The sequence below is a fragment of the Clavibacter michiganensis genome (assembly GCF_016907085.1).
In the GTDB taxonomy this organism is placed as follows: domain Bacteria; phylum Actinomycetota; class Actinomycetes; order Actinomycetales; family Microbacteriaceae; genus Clavibacter; species Clavibacter michiganensis_O.
Genome location: NZ_JAFBBJ010000001.1, coordinates 2,652,095 through 2,666,922, shown reverse-complemented (window position 1 = coordinate 2,666,922; position 14,828 = coordinate 2,652,095). Strand labels below are relative to the sequence as shown.

Below are 14,828 nucleotides of genomic sequence, written 5' to 3'. Positions count from 1 at the left end.
GGCCATGCCACCGACCCGATCCGCGCCCGCCGCCTCCGCCGTCGCGGTCGTGGCCCTCGCCGCGCTCGTCGCGCTCGTCGCCGTGAGCCTCGCGACCGGATCCCGCGACATCGCCCTCGACTCCGTGTGGCGCGCGATCCAGCACCCGGACGACGGCAGCCGCGACGCGATCATCGTCTGGCAGCTGCGGGCCCCGCGCACGCTCCTCGCCGTGGCGGTCGGCGTGCTCCTCGCGGTCGCGGGCGTCGTGATGCAGGCCATGACCCGCAACCCGCTCGCGGAGCCGGGCCTTCTCGGCGTCAACGCGGGCGCGTCGCTCGCCGTGGTGCTCAGCGTGGCGGTCTTCGGCGTCGGCTCGGCCGCCGGCTACGCGGGGCCCGCGTTCGCCGGCGCCGCCCTCGCCGCCGTGGTCGTGGTGCTCGTCGGGATGCGGGCGGGGCCGCGCGCGGATCCGACGCGCCTCCTCCTCGCCGGGACCGCGCTCACCGCGAGCCTCGCCTCCGTCACGGGCGTCGTCACGCTCTCCGACTCCCGCACGTTCGGCGACTACCGCTCCTGGGTGGTGGGATCCGTGGCCTCGCGCGACCCCGCCGACCTCGTCTGGCTCCTCCCGCTCACGGTCGTCGTGGTCGTCGGTGCGCTCCTGCTCGTGCGCCCGCTCGCGGTGCTCGCGCTCGGCGACGACACGGCCACCGCGCTCGGCAGCTCGGTCGGGCGCGTGCGGCTGGCGGGCTTCGTCCTCGTGACGCTCGCGTGCGGGGCCGCCACCGCGGTCGCCGGCCCGATCTCGTTCGTGGGGCTCGTCGTGCCGCACGCGGTGCGCCTGGTCGTCGGGCGCCGCGAGCGGCGTGTGCTGCTCGGATCCGTGGCGGCCGGACCCCTGCTCGTGCTCGGCGCCGACGTGCTCGGCCGCATCGTCGCGCGGCCCGGCGAGCTGGAGGCCGGCATCGTCACGGCGTTCATCGGCGCGCCCGTGCTGCTCGCCCTGGTGCTCCGGCGGACGGGCGCGCGGTGAGACCGCGCATCCCGCGGCGCGACCGCATCGTGCTCGGGATCCTCGTGCTCGCGATCCTCGGCGCCGCCGCGGTCGGCCTCGGCACGGGCGCCTACCCGCTGTCGCCGGCCCAGGTGCTCGACGCCCTGCTCGGCGGCGGCGACGCGCAGGCCCGCTTCATCGTCGCCGACCAGCGACTGCCGCGCGTGGTGTGCGCGATCGCGGTCGGTGCGGCGCTCGGCCTCAGCGGCATGGTCTTCCAGAGCGTCTCGCGCAACCCGCTCGGCAGCCCGGACGTCATCGGCTTCAGCACGGGCGCGGCCACCGGCGGGCTCGTCGCGATCCTGGTGACGGGATCCACCGTCGCGGCGCCCTCCTCGGCCGGATCCATCGCGCTCGGCACGGTCGTCGGCGGCTTCGCGACCGCCTTCGCCGTGCACCTGATGAGCTCCCGCACCGCGACCACGGGCGAGCGGCTCGTGCTCGTGGGCATCGCGGTCGGGGCGATGCTCGCCTCGGTCAACGACTTCCTCATCACCCGCAGCGACCTCGAGCTCGCCCAGGCCGCCGCGACCTGGCGCTTCGGCACGCTCAACGGGATCTCGTGGCCGCAGGTCGCGCCGGCCGTCGTCGTGCTCGCCGTGATCGTGCCGCTCGCGTTCCTCGGCGAGCCGCCGCTGCGCATGCTCGAGATGGGCGACGACACCGCCCGCGCGCTCGGCCTCGACGTCGGCAGGTGGCGGACCGCTCTGCTGGCGGCGGGCGTCGCGCTGGCCGCGGTCGGCGTCGCGGCCGTGGGCCCGGTCGGGTTCGTCGCGCTCGCCGCACCGCACCTCGCCCGTCGCATGATGCCCGGGAGCCGCGGCCGCATGCTCCCCGCGCTCGTGGTCGGCGCGCTGCTGCTGAGCGTGGCGGACCTCGTGGCCGGGCGCCTGCTCAGCCCGTTCCAGATCCCGGTCGGGCTCGCGACCTCCGCGCTCGGCGGCCTCTACCTCCTGTGGCTGCTGGCCTCCCCGGACACGTCGCGCCGGGCGGCATCGGGCGGGTGATCCGCGCGGGCCGCTCCGCCCTCAGTCCTCGACGCGCACGCGGAAGTGCCGCGCGAAGACCGAGCCGAGCGCCATGAGCTGGGTGGAGTCGAGGACGGCGCCGCGGAGGCCGTCGGGGGTGTCGAGGTCCATGATCTCGGCGCCGCGGAGATCCAGGTGCGTGAGGCTCGAGTCGGCGAGGTCGAGCGTGCCGATGGTGGTGCGGGCGAACGCGATGCGCATGCCGGCGGTGCCGCGGAGGTCGAGCTCCTCGATGGCGCAGTCGGTGATGAGCAGGTCCGTAATCTTCGACCCGCGCAGGTTCATGAACCCGAGCCGGCAGTCGGTGATGTGCACCGAGGAGAGCGTGGCGTCGTAGAGCTCGGCGGACCCCACGCGCGAGCCCTCGAGACGCACGTCGCGCATGCGCATCCGGGGCGCCTTCAGCACGGGCGCGTCGAGGCGGGAGGCGAGCACGTCCACGAGGCTCGCGGCGGTGAGGTCGGCCTCGTGCAGGCGGATCCGCTCGAGCGCGCACTCCTCGAACCCGATGTCGACGAGGTCGGCGTCCGTCAGGTCGGCGTCGGCGAACCGCAGCCGCTCGAAGGACGCGTGCGCGTCGAGGTCGGACGGGTCGCCGTCGGCGAGGCCCTCGAGCCGCGGGTCGCTGATCCGGGGAGGGAGGATGCGGGTGGATGCGGCCATGCGGGCCTCCGGGTGCTCGGGTGGGTGTCGTCCGGCTGGCGACGCCCACCACGGTACGGGAGACCCCCACGGGTGGCGGGGGCCGGCATGACCATCCGCGGCGTCGTCGTGCGCTGTCCGCCGCGCCCCCGTTCCGCGCGACACGTCGACAGCCGGCCGCGCCGCGCGGTAGGCATGCACCGGGCACGGCGATCGGCGGTGCCGGACCGGGGGATCCATGCACGCACCACGTCGACGCGCCCTGATCGGGCTGCTCTCGCTCTCGCTCGTCCTGTCCGCGCAGGCCGGCATCGCGGGATCCGCCGCCGCGGCCGATGCGCCGACCGCCACGGGCACCAGCACGACCCGCGCCACGCCCGCCTTCACCGCGTCGCCCAAGCCGACCATCTCCGGCACCCCGCGCGTCGGATCCACGCTCACCGCGGTCACGGGCGACTGGGCGCCGAAGCCGACGACCTTCGGCTACCGCTGGTGGCGCGACGGCGCGGCCATCGCGGGCGCGACCGGATCCACGCTGAGGCTGACCGCCGCGGACGCCGGCGCGCGCATCGACCTCACCGTCACCGCGCGTCGGGGCGGGTACGCGTCCCTCGCGCGATCGAGCGGGCCGACGGCCACCGTGGCGCCCGCCACCACGACGCCCGCCCCGACCCCTACGCCCACGGCCCCGACGCCGGAACCGACCCCGGATCCCACGCCGACCCCGGATCCGACGCCCACGCCCGACCCCGCACCTCCCGCCACCACGGCCCCCTTCACCGAGGCCTCGACGCCGGTGATCACGGGCGACGTGCAGGTCGGCCGCCCGCTGCGCGCCGTCGCCGGCGTCTGGACCCCGCGCCCGACGTCGTTCGCCTACGCCTGGTCCGTGGACGGCGTGGCCGTCGCGGGCGCGACGTCCATCTCCTACACGCCCGTCGACGCGGACGCCGGGAAGCGGATCACCGCGACGGTCACCGGCATCGCCCCGGGGATCACGCCCACCAGCCGCACCAGCGCACCCACGGCGGCGGTCGCTGCGGCCGGCATCGACCTCCCGGAGCAGCCGTCGACCGGGAAGGTGGTCGGGAACGTCTACCTCGACTCCGTGGATCCGGCCAACCTCGTCTCCTCCGGCGAGATCTACCTCGAGCCCGCGCCCCAGGAGTTCAGCGACGGCCTCGTCTCGGGCGTCGTCGGCGGCGCGTTCGCCTTCTCGGGCGTGCGTCCCGGTGAGTACCGGCTGCATGCCTTCTTCAACGTCGACGGCAAGTACCTCTACCAGTACTACGGGCAGACGAATGACGTGACCCGGGCGCAGACGTTCGCCGTGCAGGCCGACGGCACCGTGCGCATCGACGTGGTGCTGAAGCGGTACTCCACCATCCAGGGCACGGTCACCACCACGGGCGGGGTGCCGGGGGCGCGGCTCACGGTCAGCGGATACCGCGCATCGGACGGCAAGCTGCTCGACAGCGTCACCACCGACGCGCAGGGCCGGTACAGCCTCACGTACGCCGAGCCCGGCGACTACCTCGTCAAGGTAGGGACGCCCACAGGAGACTCCCGCGGCATCATCGGCGAGTGGTACTCGGACGCCTACGACCAGGCGAGCGCCACACCCATCACGGTCACGCAGTGGGGCACCGCGCTGACCGGGATCGACGTGGAGCTGGCCCGCGGGGCGAGCGCGAAGGGCCAGATCTACCGGTCCGACGGGGTGGGAACCCCCGCGGCGTCCGTCCGATTCGTCCCCGTCGCCGCGGCCGCGGAGGGAGTGCGTCCGACCACGGGCCTCGTGGCGTCCACTGACCAGTACGGCCGCTTCAGCCTCAACGGGATCACGCCCGGCGAGTACGTCGTGTACGTCGCCGCGCCCGGCGAGACGCCGGAGCAACTCCCCCGATGGGCCGGGGGCACCGGCAGCCTCGCCACCGCGACCCGCTACACGGCGACGCTCGACGGGCAGCTGCCGTCGATCTACGTGCAGCTCGCGCGGGATCCGTCCGCCCGGGCCGCCCGCGCCGCGCCGATCGCACGATGACCGCCCCCATCGGGGGTCGTGACCTCAGGGCGGCAGCGGAGTAGACCGGTGTCCCGACCGGCACCCCGCCGGTCCGAGCATCGGAGCACCCATGCCTTCCGTCCGCCGACGCGGTCTCGTCGGCCTCATCGCCCTGGCCCTGATCACCGCAGCTCAGGCCGGCCCCGTCTCCCCCGCGTCCGCGGATCCCGCCCCGGCGCCCGACGCCGCCACCGCCACCGTCGTCGGCCGCGTCTACCTCGACCGCGTGGATCCCCGGAACCTCGTCCGCACGGGCGAGGTCTCGCTCGAGCTAGCCGACATCCCCTTCGGCGACAGCGTCGACATCGTCGACGGCGCGTTCCGGTTCGCTGGCGTGCGCGCCACCCGCTACACGCTGCGGGCCTGGGTCGCGCTCGGCGGCACGCCCGCCTCGCAGTACCTCGGCCAGGTCAACGAATGGCGGGACGCGCGCTTCTTCACCGCGTCCGCCGGACGCGAGACCCGCGTCGACATCGTGATCCGCACCCCCGCGGGCCTCGGCGGCACGGTCACGCTCCCGGGCGGCGCGCCCGCCGCGGCCGCGCCCGTGGACGTCCTGCGCGCCACCGGCGACGGGCGCCTGGAGGCGTCCGGGTTCACGGACGCGTCCGGCCGCTACGCGCTCGGCAACCTGGAGCCCGGCTTCTACGTCGTGCGCTTCGGCACGCCGTCGTCGGATCCGCGCGCCTACCTCCCCGAGTGGTCCGGCGACCGGACGCAGCGCGCGCTGGCGCTGCGCATCGCCGTCTCGCGCTGGGGCCAGGTGGTCACGGGCGTCGATGCGACGCTCGCGCCCGCCCCGTGATGCGGCCGCCCGACGTCGACGGAGGTCGGGCGGCCCGCGCGCCGGGGCTCACGCGTTGTCGTCCCCGTTGTCGATCGCGACCTGGCGGTTCGGATCCGCGAACGGCAGCCCCTCCGCGCCCGACACGTCGTCCATGTCCTCGCCGAACTCGCGCGTGTGGACGCGGTGCGCGATGCGCTCGTCGTCCATGCGCTGCGAGAGGCCCGCGTAGGTGGTCTCGAGGTGCGGCACGCGGCGGATCACGTCCATCACGAGCCGGAACCGGTCGAGGTCGTTGAGCATCAGCATGTCGAACGGCGTGGTCGTGCCGCCCTGCTCCACGAAGCCGCGCACGTGCATGTTCGCGTGGTTGTGGCGCTTGTACGTGAGGCGGTGGATGAGCGACGGGTAGCCGTGGAACGCGAAGATGACGGGCTTGTCGCGCGTGAAGAGCGCGTCGAAGGATCCGTCGTCGAGCCCGTGCGGGTGCTGCGTCGAGTCCTGCAGCCGCATCAGGTCCACCACGTTCACGAACCGCACGCGCAGCTGCGGGATCTCCCGCTTGAGGATCTGCACCGCCGCCATCGCCTCCACGGTCGGGATGTCGCCCGCGCACGCGACGACCACGTCGGGCTCGAGCCCCGGCACCTCGGTGCCCGCCCACTCCCACACGCCCACGCCGCGTGCCCCGTGCGCCCGCGCCTCCTCGAGCGAGAGCAGGCTCGCGGTCGGCTGCTTGCCCGCGACGACCACGTTGATGAGGTCGGTGCCGCGGAGGCAGTGGTCCATGGTCACGAGCAGCGAGTTCGCGTCGAACGGCAGGTACACGCGCACGATCTCGGCGCGCTTGTTCACGACGTGGTCGAGGAATCCCGGATCCTGGTGCGAGAACCCGTTGTGGTCCTGCCGCCACACGTGCGAGGAGAGCAGGTACGTGAACGACGCGACCGGCCGCCGCCACTCCACCTTCGAGCTCGACTCGAGCCACTTCGCGTACTGGTTGAACATCGAGTCGACGATGTGGATGAAGGCCTCGTACGACGTGAAGAGCCCGTGCCGGCCGGTGAGCAGGTACGCCTCGAGCAGCCCCTGCGTGATGTTCTCGTTGAGGATCTCGATGACCCGGCCCTCGTGCGCCAGGTGCTCGTCGACCGGCAGCACCTCGCCCTGCCAGGCCTTGGCCGTGACCTCGTAGACGTCGTCGAGGCGGTTGCTGGCGGTCTCGTCGGGGCCGAAGATCCGGAAGTCGAGCGGGTTGCGGGCGATCACGTCGCGCAGCCAGCCGCCGAGCACGCGGGTCGGCTCGGCGATGACGCCGCGACCGTCGCTGAAGTCGATCGCGTTCACCTCGAGCGGCGGGAGCCGGAGGTCGCGGCGGAGCAGGCCGCCGTTCGCGTGCGGGTTGGCGCTCATCCGCCGGTCGCCCTCGGGCCGGTTCGGCTGGAGCGCGGGCGTCAGGCGGCCGTCGCGGTCGAAGAGCTCGTGCGGGCGGTAGCTCTCGAGCCACTCCTGGAGCTGGCGGAGGTGATCCGGGTCGTCGCGGACACCTGAGAGCGGCACCTGGTGCGCGCGCCACGTGCCCTCGACCTGCTTGCCGTCGACCTCCTTGGGGCCGGTCCAGCCCTTCGGGGTGCGGAGGATCAGCATCGGCCACGCCGGGCGCTCCTCGCTGCCGCCCGTGCGGGCCGCGAGCTGGATCCGGCTGATCTCGTCGAGCGCGTCGCCCAGCGCGAGCGCGAACCGCTCGTGCACCGCCGCGTGGTCCTCGCCGTCGAAGCCACCCGAAACGATCCGCGGGGAGTAGCCGTAACCGGTGAAGAGCGCGAGCAGCTCCTCCTCCGGGATGCGCGCGAGCACGGTGGGGTTCGCGATCTTCCAGCCGTTGAGGTTGAGGATCGGCAGCACGGCCCCGTCCGACTCCGGGTCGAGGAACTTGTCGAGGTGCCAGCTGGCGGCGAGGGTCGCGGTCTCCGCCTCGCCGTCGCCGATCACGCACGCGACCACGAGGTCGGGGTTGTCGAGCGCGGCGCCGTACGCGTGCACGAGCGAGTACCCGAGCTCGCCGCCCTCGTTGATGGATCCGGGCGTCTCCGGCGCCGCGTGCGACGGCACGCCGCCCGGGAACGAGAACTGGCGGAAGAGGTGGCGGAGGCCGTCGCGATCGGGCGTCGCCGCGGAGAACAGCTCCGAGTAGGTGCCGTCGAGGTACGCGTTGGCGACCATGCCGGGGCCGCCGTGGCCGGGGCCGGCGATGTAGATCATGTCGAGGTCGCGCTCGATGATCGCCCGGTTGAGGTGCGCGTAGACGAAGTTCAGCAGCGGGGTCGTGCCCCAGTGCCCGAGCAGTCGCGGCTTGATGTCGTCGCGCGTGAGCGGACGCTCGAGCAGCGGGTCGTCCAGCAGGTAGATCTGGCCGACGGAGAGGTAGTTGGCGGCGCGCCACCACCCGTCGACGACGTCGAGGTAGAGGGGCGCGGCGGGGTCGCGGGGTGCGGTGTCGGAGGCCATGCATCAGCCTACGGCGGCGGGTGCGCGGCGTCCCGGGTGGCGGGTGCGCATTCGGTCGACGCCCAGCGGCACGGGCCGGGGAGCGATCGGACGGGAGCCGCCGGTCGGGTCCTAGGGTCGTCGCGTCCCCGCGCGGTCGGCGCGCTCCCGCCGCGCATCGGCCGGCCGCACGGCCGCGCTCCCGTGAACGGAAGAAGGAGAACCACCATGCCCCACCGCATCGCCCGCACCACGACCGCCCGGGCGGCGCTCGCCGTCGGCGCCCTCGCCGGGGCGCTCGTCCTCGTCCCGACGGTCGCGCAGGCCGCGCCCGCGGCGACCCATGCGAGCTCCGTCGCGCGTGCCGTCGCCCACGGCTCCGCCGACCCCGCCACCTCGCTCCGCCGGGGAGACGGGTGCATCTGGGGCCCGCCCGGGGACATCGGCGCCGCCACCGACCGCGCGCGCTCCGACGACGGATCCAGCACCCCGCCCCGGATCCACTGCTGAGGTGCCCCGCCCCGCGCGCCCACCGGGTGCGCGGGGCGGGTCGCGTCGGAGGCGGCGCCGGCGATGCCGCGGATGCGCCCTGAGGAGGATCCGCGCGACCGCCGACCGAGGTCGCCTACCGTGCTCGACGATCCGGTCGGGCAGGCCGCTCGGACGCCCGACCCCGACGAGGCCCCGTGTCCACCCTGATCCCCCTCCGCCGCGCCCGGCATGCCGCCGCGGTCGCCGCCATCGCCGTCGTCCTCGCGGTCGCCGCGCCGATCTCCGCCCCCGCTCGCGCCGCGGACGCCGCCCCGGTCGACGAGATCGCCGTCCCCCGGAGCGACGTCTCCGGCTTCGGCGGCGGCGTGGTCTTCGCCCCCGAGGCGCCCGCCGGCACGACGCTCGGCGCCGTCGTCATCACACCGGGCTTCCGCGACACGCACGCGGACATGCGCTGGTACGGCGAGGCGCTCGCGGCCGCCGGCTACGTCGCCTTCACCATCGACACGGACGGGGTCCTCGACCGCCCCGGCCAGCGCGAGCAGGAGACGCTGGCCGCGGTCGACTACCTCACGGGATCCAGCGCCGTGTCGGCCGAGGTGGATCCCGCCCGCGTGGCCGTCCTCGGCTACTCGATGGGCGGGGCGGGCGTCCTCCGGGCTGCCCAGGCGCGCCACGAGCTGAAGGCCGTGGTCGCCGTGGAGCCGTTCGACGTGCCCGCGTCCTATCCGTCGGACACCACGCCGACCCTCATCATCACCGGCCAGGCCGACCCGGTCGCGATCCCCTTCCTCATGGGCAAGCGCATGTACCGGTCGATCCCGGCGCCCACCCCCAAGGAGTACGTCGAGCTCCGCGGCGCCGGGCACACCGCCGGGGTGCGGACCCCGAACGCCACCATCCGCGACGCCGCCACCACGTTCCTCGCCCGCTACCTCGACGGCGACGAGTCCGTGAGCATCTGCCCGGCCCCCGCGGCCACGGGTCCCATCAGCGCCTCGATGAGCTACTGCGGCTGACGTAGCTCCTCGATCCGGCACGACGACGGCGCCGCCTCCCGCGAGGGAGACGGCGCCGTCGCGTGGATCAGGTGACGCGGATCAGGCCGTCTTCGTCGGCCCGTAGAACGCCTCGATGTCGGCGAGCTCGCGCTCGGCCGTCTCCTGGACGAGGGCCAGCAGGTCCTTGTCGAGGCCGGGCGCGAACTCCTCGAGCCGCTCGGGCGCGATGGTCGACGGGAAGCCGACGGGCGCCTGCTCGGTCGCGGTCAGGCCGGTGCCGTCGTTCGAGGGCGACGCGCCCTGGAAGATCCGGCCGGCCTCGCTCTTGCCGTCGAGGTCGAAGCTGTACTGCTTGCTCTGGAGCCCCAGGTCGAGGAGCTTCTTCACCTCGGGGAACTGCTCGGCGTTGGTCTTCGGGATCGGCAGGAGCTTGCCCCAGTCGACGCCGAGCGTCTCGAGCGCCTTCGCGTACGCGTTCTCGTGCGCCTGGTCGCGCACGATGAGGTAGGCGACGGTCGCGCGGGCGACGGGGTTGTCCGTCATCTCGTAGATGCGGCACTTCTGCAGGCGGCCGGTCGACTCGAGCATGACGTTGTACAGCAGGTCGAGCGGGAGGTTGCCCGAGTTGTAGACGTAGCTGCCGCTCCACGGGTTGCCGGCGGCGTCGACGGGCAGCGCGCCCTGGGCACCCACGAGGTGGTGGTGGATGTTGCCGTGGTCGAGCGCGATGCTGAGCGGCGTCGCCCCGCCCTTGCCCGGGGTGTCGAGCGGGTCGGTGAGCTTGCCGCTGTACTCGGGCGACCCGTCGAGCAGGCGCGAGATCGTGGTGCCGATGAGCTCGACGTGGCTGATCTCCTCGGTGCCGACGCCCTGGATCAGGTCGCGGTACGGCTTGGCGGCGGCGCCGCGGAAGTTCATGGCCTGGAAGAGGTACTGCATCATCGTGCGCATCTCGCCGAACTGGCCGCCGAGGCCCTCCTGCAGCGCGTTGGCGGCGGCGGGGTCGGGCTCGCCGTCGGCGATCTCGTTGATCCAGGTCTGTGCGTGGAAGTACATAGGTGCTCCTATGTCTTCATGCGGCGAAACCATCGCGCCTCCACCCTGCTCCGGACGGCGAGCAGCCTGCGGGATGCGGTGGGGGCTTGCCAGGGTCCGGTCGATCGGGTAACGGGGGACGAGTGTCCGGCGGTCGTCGCTCCCGGTCCCGCGCGGATCCGCCCCGGTAGGGTGTGCGCAGCGACGGGGGATGCGACCGGCCCGCGCCCCGGCGGGCGCGACGCGAGGCGCCGCGTCGGAGGATGCCGGATGGAGTGCGGGTGAGCGTCAGGAGCGGCGGCGAGCGGCTCGGACTCCGCGAGGTCGCGGAGCGCGCGGGCGTCTCGCACATGACCGTCTCGCGCGTGCTCAACGGGCACCCGCAGGTCAAGGAGTCGACCCGGCAGCGCGTGCTCGAGGTCGTCGCCGAGCTCGACTTCCGGCCGAACATGGCGGCCCGGCAGCTCGTCACGCAGCGGGCCCTGCGCATCGGCGTGCTCATCGAGAGCGCCGTCGAGTTCGGGCCGTCGAGCATCCTGCGCGCCATCGAGCGGTCGGCGCGCGACGGCGGCTACTCGGTCGCGTCGTTCGCGCTGCGCGACGACGAGGACGCGACGCCCGAGGAGGCCGTGCGCCACCTCACCGGCCAGGGCATCGACGCGCTGTGCGTGGTCGCGCCGCGCTCGTCGTCCGTCGCCGTGCTGCGCACCATCACGACCGGGCTGCCGACGCTCGTGGTGAAGGCCGAGAAGGATCCGGCGTTCCTCACGGTCTCGGTCGACCAGTCCGCGGGCACGCGGCTCGTGGTCGACCACCTCGCGAGCCTCGGCCACCGCGACGTGCTGCACGTCTCCGGCCCGCTCGACTGGCTCGACGCACGCGCCCGCGAGCGCGCCTTCCACGCGCGCACCCGGGCGTGGGGCATGCGCGAGCGGCCCATCGTGATCGGCGACTGGTCGAGCGACTTCGGCTACGACTTCGCGAAGGGGCTCACCGCGGTGCCCGAGTACACGGCCGTGTTCGTGGCGAACGACGAGATGGCGCTCGGCGTGATCCACGGGCTGCACGACCGCGGGATCCGCGTGCCGGAGGACCTCAGCGTCGTCGGCTTCGACGACCTGCCCGTCTCCCGCCACTTCCTCCCGCCGCTCACGACCGTCCGGCAGGACTTCCCGGCGCTCGGATCGCTCGTGGTCGACGTGCTCATCGCCGCGATCGAGGGGCGCGAGATCCCGCAGGCGACGCGGATCCCGGCCGAGCTCGTGGTGCGCGACTCGAGCGCCGCCGCCCGCCGCGTCGACTGATTCCGGCACCCGGGGGATCCGCGGCCCGGCCCCCTCCCCGCGCCGCCGACCGGCGGCTACAGTCGTGCACACCGGGCCCGCCCGGAACGCGGCCGCCGCCCGGCCCGGAACCCGAGGAGCACCAGGTGCGTCACGCACGGGGATCGACGACGATCCGCCCGACCGGCCCGAGCGCCGCTCCCGGATCCGCGCGCCCCGCGCGCTCCGACACCTCGACCCGCCCCACCGTGCGCATGCGGGGCATCACCGTCGCCTTCCCGAACGGCGTCGCGCTCGACGGCGTGGACCTCGACCTGCACCCCGGCGAGGTGCACGCGCTCCTCGGCGAGAACGGCGCGGGCAAGTCGACGCTCATCAAGGCGCTGCTCGGCGTGCACCGCATCGAGGCGGGCGAGATCCTCGTCGACGGCGAGCCCGTGCGGCTCGGAGGGCCGGCGGATGCGCGCGCCCTCGGGATCCAGGCCGCGTTCCAGGAGTCGCACCTGGTCGAGAACCTCAGCGTCGGCGAGAACGTGATGCTCGGCCACGAGATGCGGGGCCGCCTCGGCATCTCGTGGCGCCGGACGCACGAGCGCGCCGCCGCCATGCTCGCGGAGCTCGGCCTCGCGGACCTGGATCCCCGCGACCGCCTCGCCGACCTCTCCCCCGCCAGCCGCCAGCTCGTCTCCATCGCCCGCGCCATGGTCGACCGGCCGCGCGTGCTGGTGCTCGACGAGCCCACCTCGAGCCTCGACGCCGACGACGTGGCGCGCCTGTTCCAGGTGATCCGCCGCCTCCGCGACCAGGGCGTCGCGATCCTGTTCGTCTCCCACTTCCTCGAGCAGGTGCTGGCGCTCAGCGACCGGATGACCGTGCTCCGCGGCGGCGTGAAGGTGAGCGACCACCTGCCGCACGAGATCGACCGGGCCGAGCTGATCGCGCGCATGATCGGCACCGACGTGGCGCACCTCAAGCGCATCGGCTCGGAGCGGCGGGCGCACCGCGTGGATCCGGTCGGGCCGCCGCTGTACCGCGCCGCCGGCGTCGGCCGCCGCGGGATGCTGCGGCCGGTGGACCTCGAGCTGCACCCGGGCGAGGTGGTGGGCATCGCGGGGCTGCGCGGATCCGGCCGCACCGAGCTCGCGCGCCTGCTCGCGGGCGCCGACCGGGCCGACGGCGGCGTGGTGACGCTCGGCGGGCGCGACGTCGTGATCGACCGGCCGGCCGACGCGCTGCGGAACCGCGTGGCCCTCTCGGCGGAGGACCGCGGCGCCGAGGGCCTCATCGGCGAGCTGAGCGTGCGCGAGAACATCGTGCTCGCGCTGCAGGCGCTGCGCGGCTGGGCGCATCCGCTCGCCAAGGCCGAGCGCGAGGACCTCGTCGAGCGGCACATCGAGCACTTCGGCATCACGCCGGCGGACCCCGCGACGCCCGCCGGCCAGCTCTCCGGCGGGAACCAGCAGAAGGTGCTGCTCGCGCGCTGGCTGGCGATCCGGCCGCGCGTGCTGATCCTCGACGAGCCGACGCGCGGCGTCGACATCCGCGCGAAGGTCGACATCCAGGCGCACATCGCGCAGCTCGCGCTCGAGGGCGTCGCGGTCGTCTTCATCTCCAGCGCGTTCGACGAGCTCGTGCGCGTGAGCGACCGGATCGTCGTGCTCAAGGACCGGGAGAAGATCGGCGAGCTGGCCAACGGGCCGGGCGTGACGGTCGACACGCTCGTCGAGCTGATCGCGGCGCCCGCCGACGAGGAGGACGAGGGCGACTTCCCGCTGCCGGCGCTGCCGGGGCTTCCGGAGCCGCCCCGACGCTGATGCGCGTCCGCCGCGACGGCGCCCTTGTGCCACCAGAACTGTTACCGGTAACATCCCGAGCACGCGGCAGCACCCCGCGCCACCGCAGCACGACCGGCCCGACTGCCGGAACGGGACGCCGACGTCCCGACATCTCAAGGAGGAGATACATGTCCACGAAGAGGCGCATCGCCACCATCGCCGCAGCCGGGGCCATCGCCCTGAGCCTCGCGGCCTGCAACAGCAACTCCGGCACCGGATCCACGGCGGGCGGCGCCGCGGACAGCGGCGGCGAGACGGCCACCGTCGGCTTCGTCGCGGTCGGCCCCGAGGGCGCCTGGCGCCAGGCCAACGAGAAGGACATCCAGGACACCTTCACGAAGGAGGCCGGGTTCGACCTCAAGTACGCGCCCGCCACCAACAACGACCAGAAGTCGCAGATCGACGCGTTCACGTCGTTCGTCGACGAGGGCGTCGACGTGATCCTGCTCTCGGCCACCGAGGGATCCGGCTGGGAGGACTCGCTCGAGCGCGCCAAGGAGGCCGAGATCCCCGTGGTCCTCATCGACCGCGGCATCGAGCCCGACGACGACTCGCTCTACGCGACCCGCATCGCGCCCGACAACATCGCCGTGAGCTCGTCGGTCGCCGACTGGGCCAAGACCGCCCTGCCCGAGGGCGGCAAGTACTTCACCCTCGAGGGCCCGGCAGGCGTCTCGGTCGTGAACGAGCGCAACGAGGGCTGGGACGAGGTCATCGGCGCCGAGAGCTCCTTCACGAAGGTCGGCGCGCAGACCGCGAACTGGTCGACCGAGGAGGCCAAGAGCGTCTTCGAGACCGTGCTCAAGTCGAACGCGAACGACGTGCAGATGGTCTTCGCGCAGAACGACGAGATGGGCCTCGGCGCCGTCCAGGCCGTCGAGGAGGCAGGCCTCACGCCCGGCGAGGACGTGAAGATCGCGACCATCGACGGCACCAAGAACGCGCTGCAGGCGCTGGCCGACGGCAAGCTCAGCTTCGTCGCCGAGTACAACCCGCTGTTCGGCGGCACCGCGCTCGAGGCCGTGCAGGCGCTGCTCGACGGCGAGAGCGTCGAGTCGTCGATCGTCGTCCCGTCGGACGTGTTCGACTCGCCCGAGAAGGCCGCCACCGCGCTGCCCGACCGGAAGTTCTGACCCGCCC

The 14,828-nt window shown here is 73.9% G+C and carries 12 protein-coding genes; 9 read left to right on the top strand and 3 right to left on the bottom strand.

Annotated features, from left to right (window positions below):
- The first annotated feature begins 4 nt into the window (after positions 1-4).
- Both JOE38_RS12525 and JOE38_RS12520 read left to right on the top strand, forming a co-directional pair.
- On the top strand, positions 5-1,015 hold the full coding sequence (locus tag JOE38_RS12525) for a FecCD family ABC transporter permease (RefSeq protein WP_204576584.1): 1,011 nt from the start codon (positions 5-7) through the stop codon (positions 1,013-1,015).
- Positions 1,012-2,043, top strand: coding sequence for a FecCD family ABC transporter permease (locus tag JOE38_RS12520; RefSeq protein WP_204576583.1), 1,032 nt, complete (start codon positions 1,012-1,014; stop codon positions 2,041-2,043). Before JOE38_RS12525 ends, JOE38_RS12520 begins: the two co-directional genes overlap by 4 nt.
- Positions 2,044-2,064: 21 nt before the next feature.
- On the opposite strand, the gene JOE38_RS12515 is transcribed toward JOE38_RS12520, so the two are convergent.
- Entirely contained in the window at positions 2,065-2,727 is a 663-nt protein-coding gene (locus JOE38_RS12515; RefSeq protein ID WP_204576582.1) for a pentapeptide repeat-containing protein, read from the bottom strand.
- 217 nt (positions 2,728-2,944) lie between these two features.
- Here JOE38_RS12515 and JOE38_RS12510 point away from each other — a divergent pair, with 217 nt between their 5' ends.
- Together JOE38_RS12510 and JOE38_RS12505 are read left to right on the top strand one after the other, a co-directional pair.
- Positions 2,945-4,750 (top strand): carboxypeptidase regulatory-like domain-containing protein, encoded by a 1,806-nt coding sequence (locus tag JOE38_RS12510; RefSeq protein WP_204576581.1) that lies wholly within the window; start codon positions 2,945-2,947, stop codon positions 4,748-4,750.
- Positions 4,751-4,841: 91 nt separating this feature from the next.
- Positions 4,842-5,576: a carboxypeptidase regulatory-like domain-containing protein gene (locus JOE38_RS12505; RefSeq protein ID WP_204576580.1), complete on the top strand. Its 735-nt coding sequence runs from the start codon at positions 4,842-4,844 to the stop codon at positions 5,574-5,576.
- A 48-nt stretch (positions 5,577-5,624) separates the two neighbouring features.
- Here JOE38_RS12505 and JOE38_RS12500 read toward each other — a convergent pair whose 3' ends face one another.
- Positions 5,625-8,063, bottom strand: a complete 2,439-nt coding sequence (locus JOE38_RS12500) for a phosphoketolase family protein (RefSeq protein ID WP_204576579.1) — start codon at positions 8,061-8,063, stop codon at positions 5,625-5,627.
- A 207-nt stretch (positions 8,064-8,270) separates the two neighbouring features.
- On the opposite strand from JOE38_RS12500, the gene JOE38_RS12495 reads away from it, so the two are divergent.
- Both JOE38_RS12495 and JOE38_RS12490 read left to right on the top strand, forming a co-directional pair.
- Entirely contained in the window at positions 8,271-8,552 is a 282-nt protein-coding gene (locus tag JOE38_RS12495) for a hypothetical protein (protein WP_204576578.1), read from the top strand.
- Positions 8,553-8,728: 176 nt separating this feature from the next.
- Positions 8,729-9,553: an alpha/beta hydrolase gene (locus tag JOE38_RS12490; RefSeq protein WP_307838877.1), complete on the top strand. Its 825-nt coding sequence runs from the start codon at positions 8,729-8,731 to the stop codon at positions 9,551-9,553.
- 81 nt (positions 9,554-9,634) lie between these two features.
- Here JOE38_RS12490 and JOE38_RS12485 read toward each other — a convergent pair whose 3' ends face one another.
- Positions 9,635-10,591, bottom strand: a complete 957-nt coding sequence (locus JOE38_RS12485) for a manganese catalase family protein (protein WP_204576577.1) — start codon at positions 10,589-10,591, stop codon at positions 9,635-9,637.
- A gap of 260 nt (positions 10,592-10,851) precedes the next feature.
- Between JOE38_RS12485 and JOE38_RS12480 the strand changes: the two genes are divergently transcribed.
- From JOE38_RS12480 to JOE38_RS12470, 3 genes are all read left to right on the top strand, one after another.
- Positions 10,852-11,874, top strand: coding sequence for a LacI family DNA-binding transcriptional regulator (locus tag JOE38_RS12480; RefSeq protein ID WP_204576576.1), 1,023 nt, complete (start codon positions 10,852-10,854; stop codon positions 11,872-11,874).
- 125 nt (positions 11,875-11,999) lie between these two features.
- Positions 12,000-13,667: a sugar ABC transporter ATP-binding protein gene (locus JOE38_RS12475; protein ID WP_204576575.1), complete on the top strand. Its 1,668-nt coding sequence runs from the start codon at positions 12,000-12,002 to the stop codon at positions 13,665-13,667.
- Between the two features lie 149 nt (positions 13,668-13,816).
- Positions 13,817-14,821, top strand: a complete 1,005-nt coding sequence (locus tag JOE38_RS12470) for an ABC transporter substrate-binding protein (protein WP_204576574.1) — start codon at positions 13,817-13,819, stop codon at positions 14,819-14,821.
- Positions 14,822-14,828: the final 7 nt, after the last annotated feature.

Bases quoted from the DNA above. Each gene is read 5' to 3' on its own strand.
- JOE38_RS12495 (WP_204576578.1), top strand. From the start codon at position 8,271: ATGCCCCACCGCATCGCCCGCACCACGACCGCCCGGGCGGCGCTCGCC.
- JOE38_RS12510 (WP_204576581.1), top strand. From the start codon at position 2,945: ATGCACGCACCACGTCGACGCGCCCTGATCGGGCTGCTCTCGCTCTCG.
- JOE38_RS12505 (WP_204576580.1), top strand. From the start codon at position 4,842: ATGCCTTCCGTCCGCCGACGCGGTCTCGTCGGCCTCATCGCCCTGGCC.
- JOE38_RS12485 (WP_204576577.1), bottom strand. From the start codon at position 10,591: ATGTACTTCCACGCACAGACCTGGATCAACGAGATCGCCGACGGCGAG.
- JOE38_RS12470 (WP_204576574.1), top strand. From the start codon at position 13,817: ATGTCCACGAAGAGGCGCATCGCCACCATCGCCGCAGCCGGGGCCATC.
- JOE38_RS12515 (WP_204576582.1), bottom strand. From the start codon at position 2,727: ATGGCCGCATCCACCCGCATCCTCCCTCCCCGGATCAGCGACCCGCGG.
- JOE38_RS12525 (WP_204576584.1), top strand. From the start codon at position 5: ATGCCACCGACCCGATCCGCGCCCGCCGCCTCCGCCGTCGCGGTCGTG.
- JOE38_RS12500 (WP_204576579.1), bottom strand. From the start codon at position 8,063: ATGGCCTCCGACACCGCACCCCGCGACCCCGCCGCGCCCCTCTACCTC.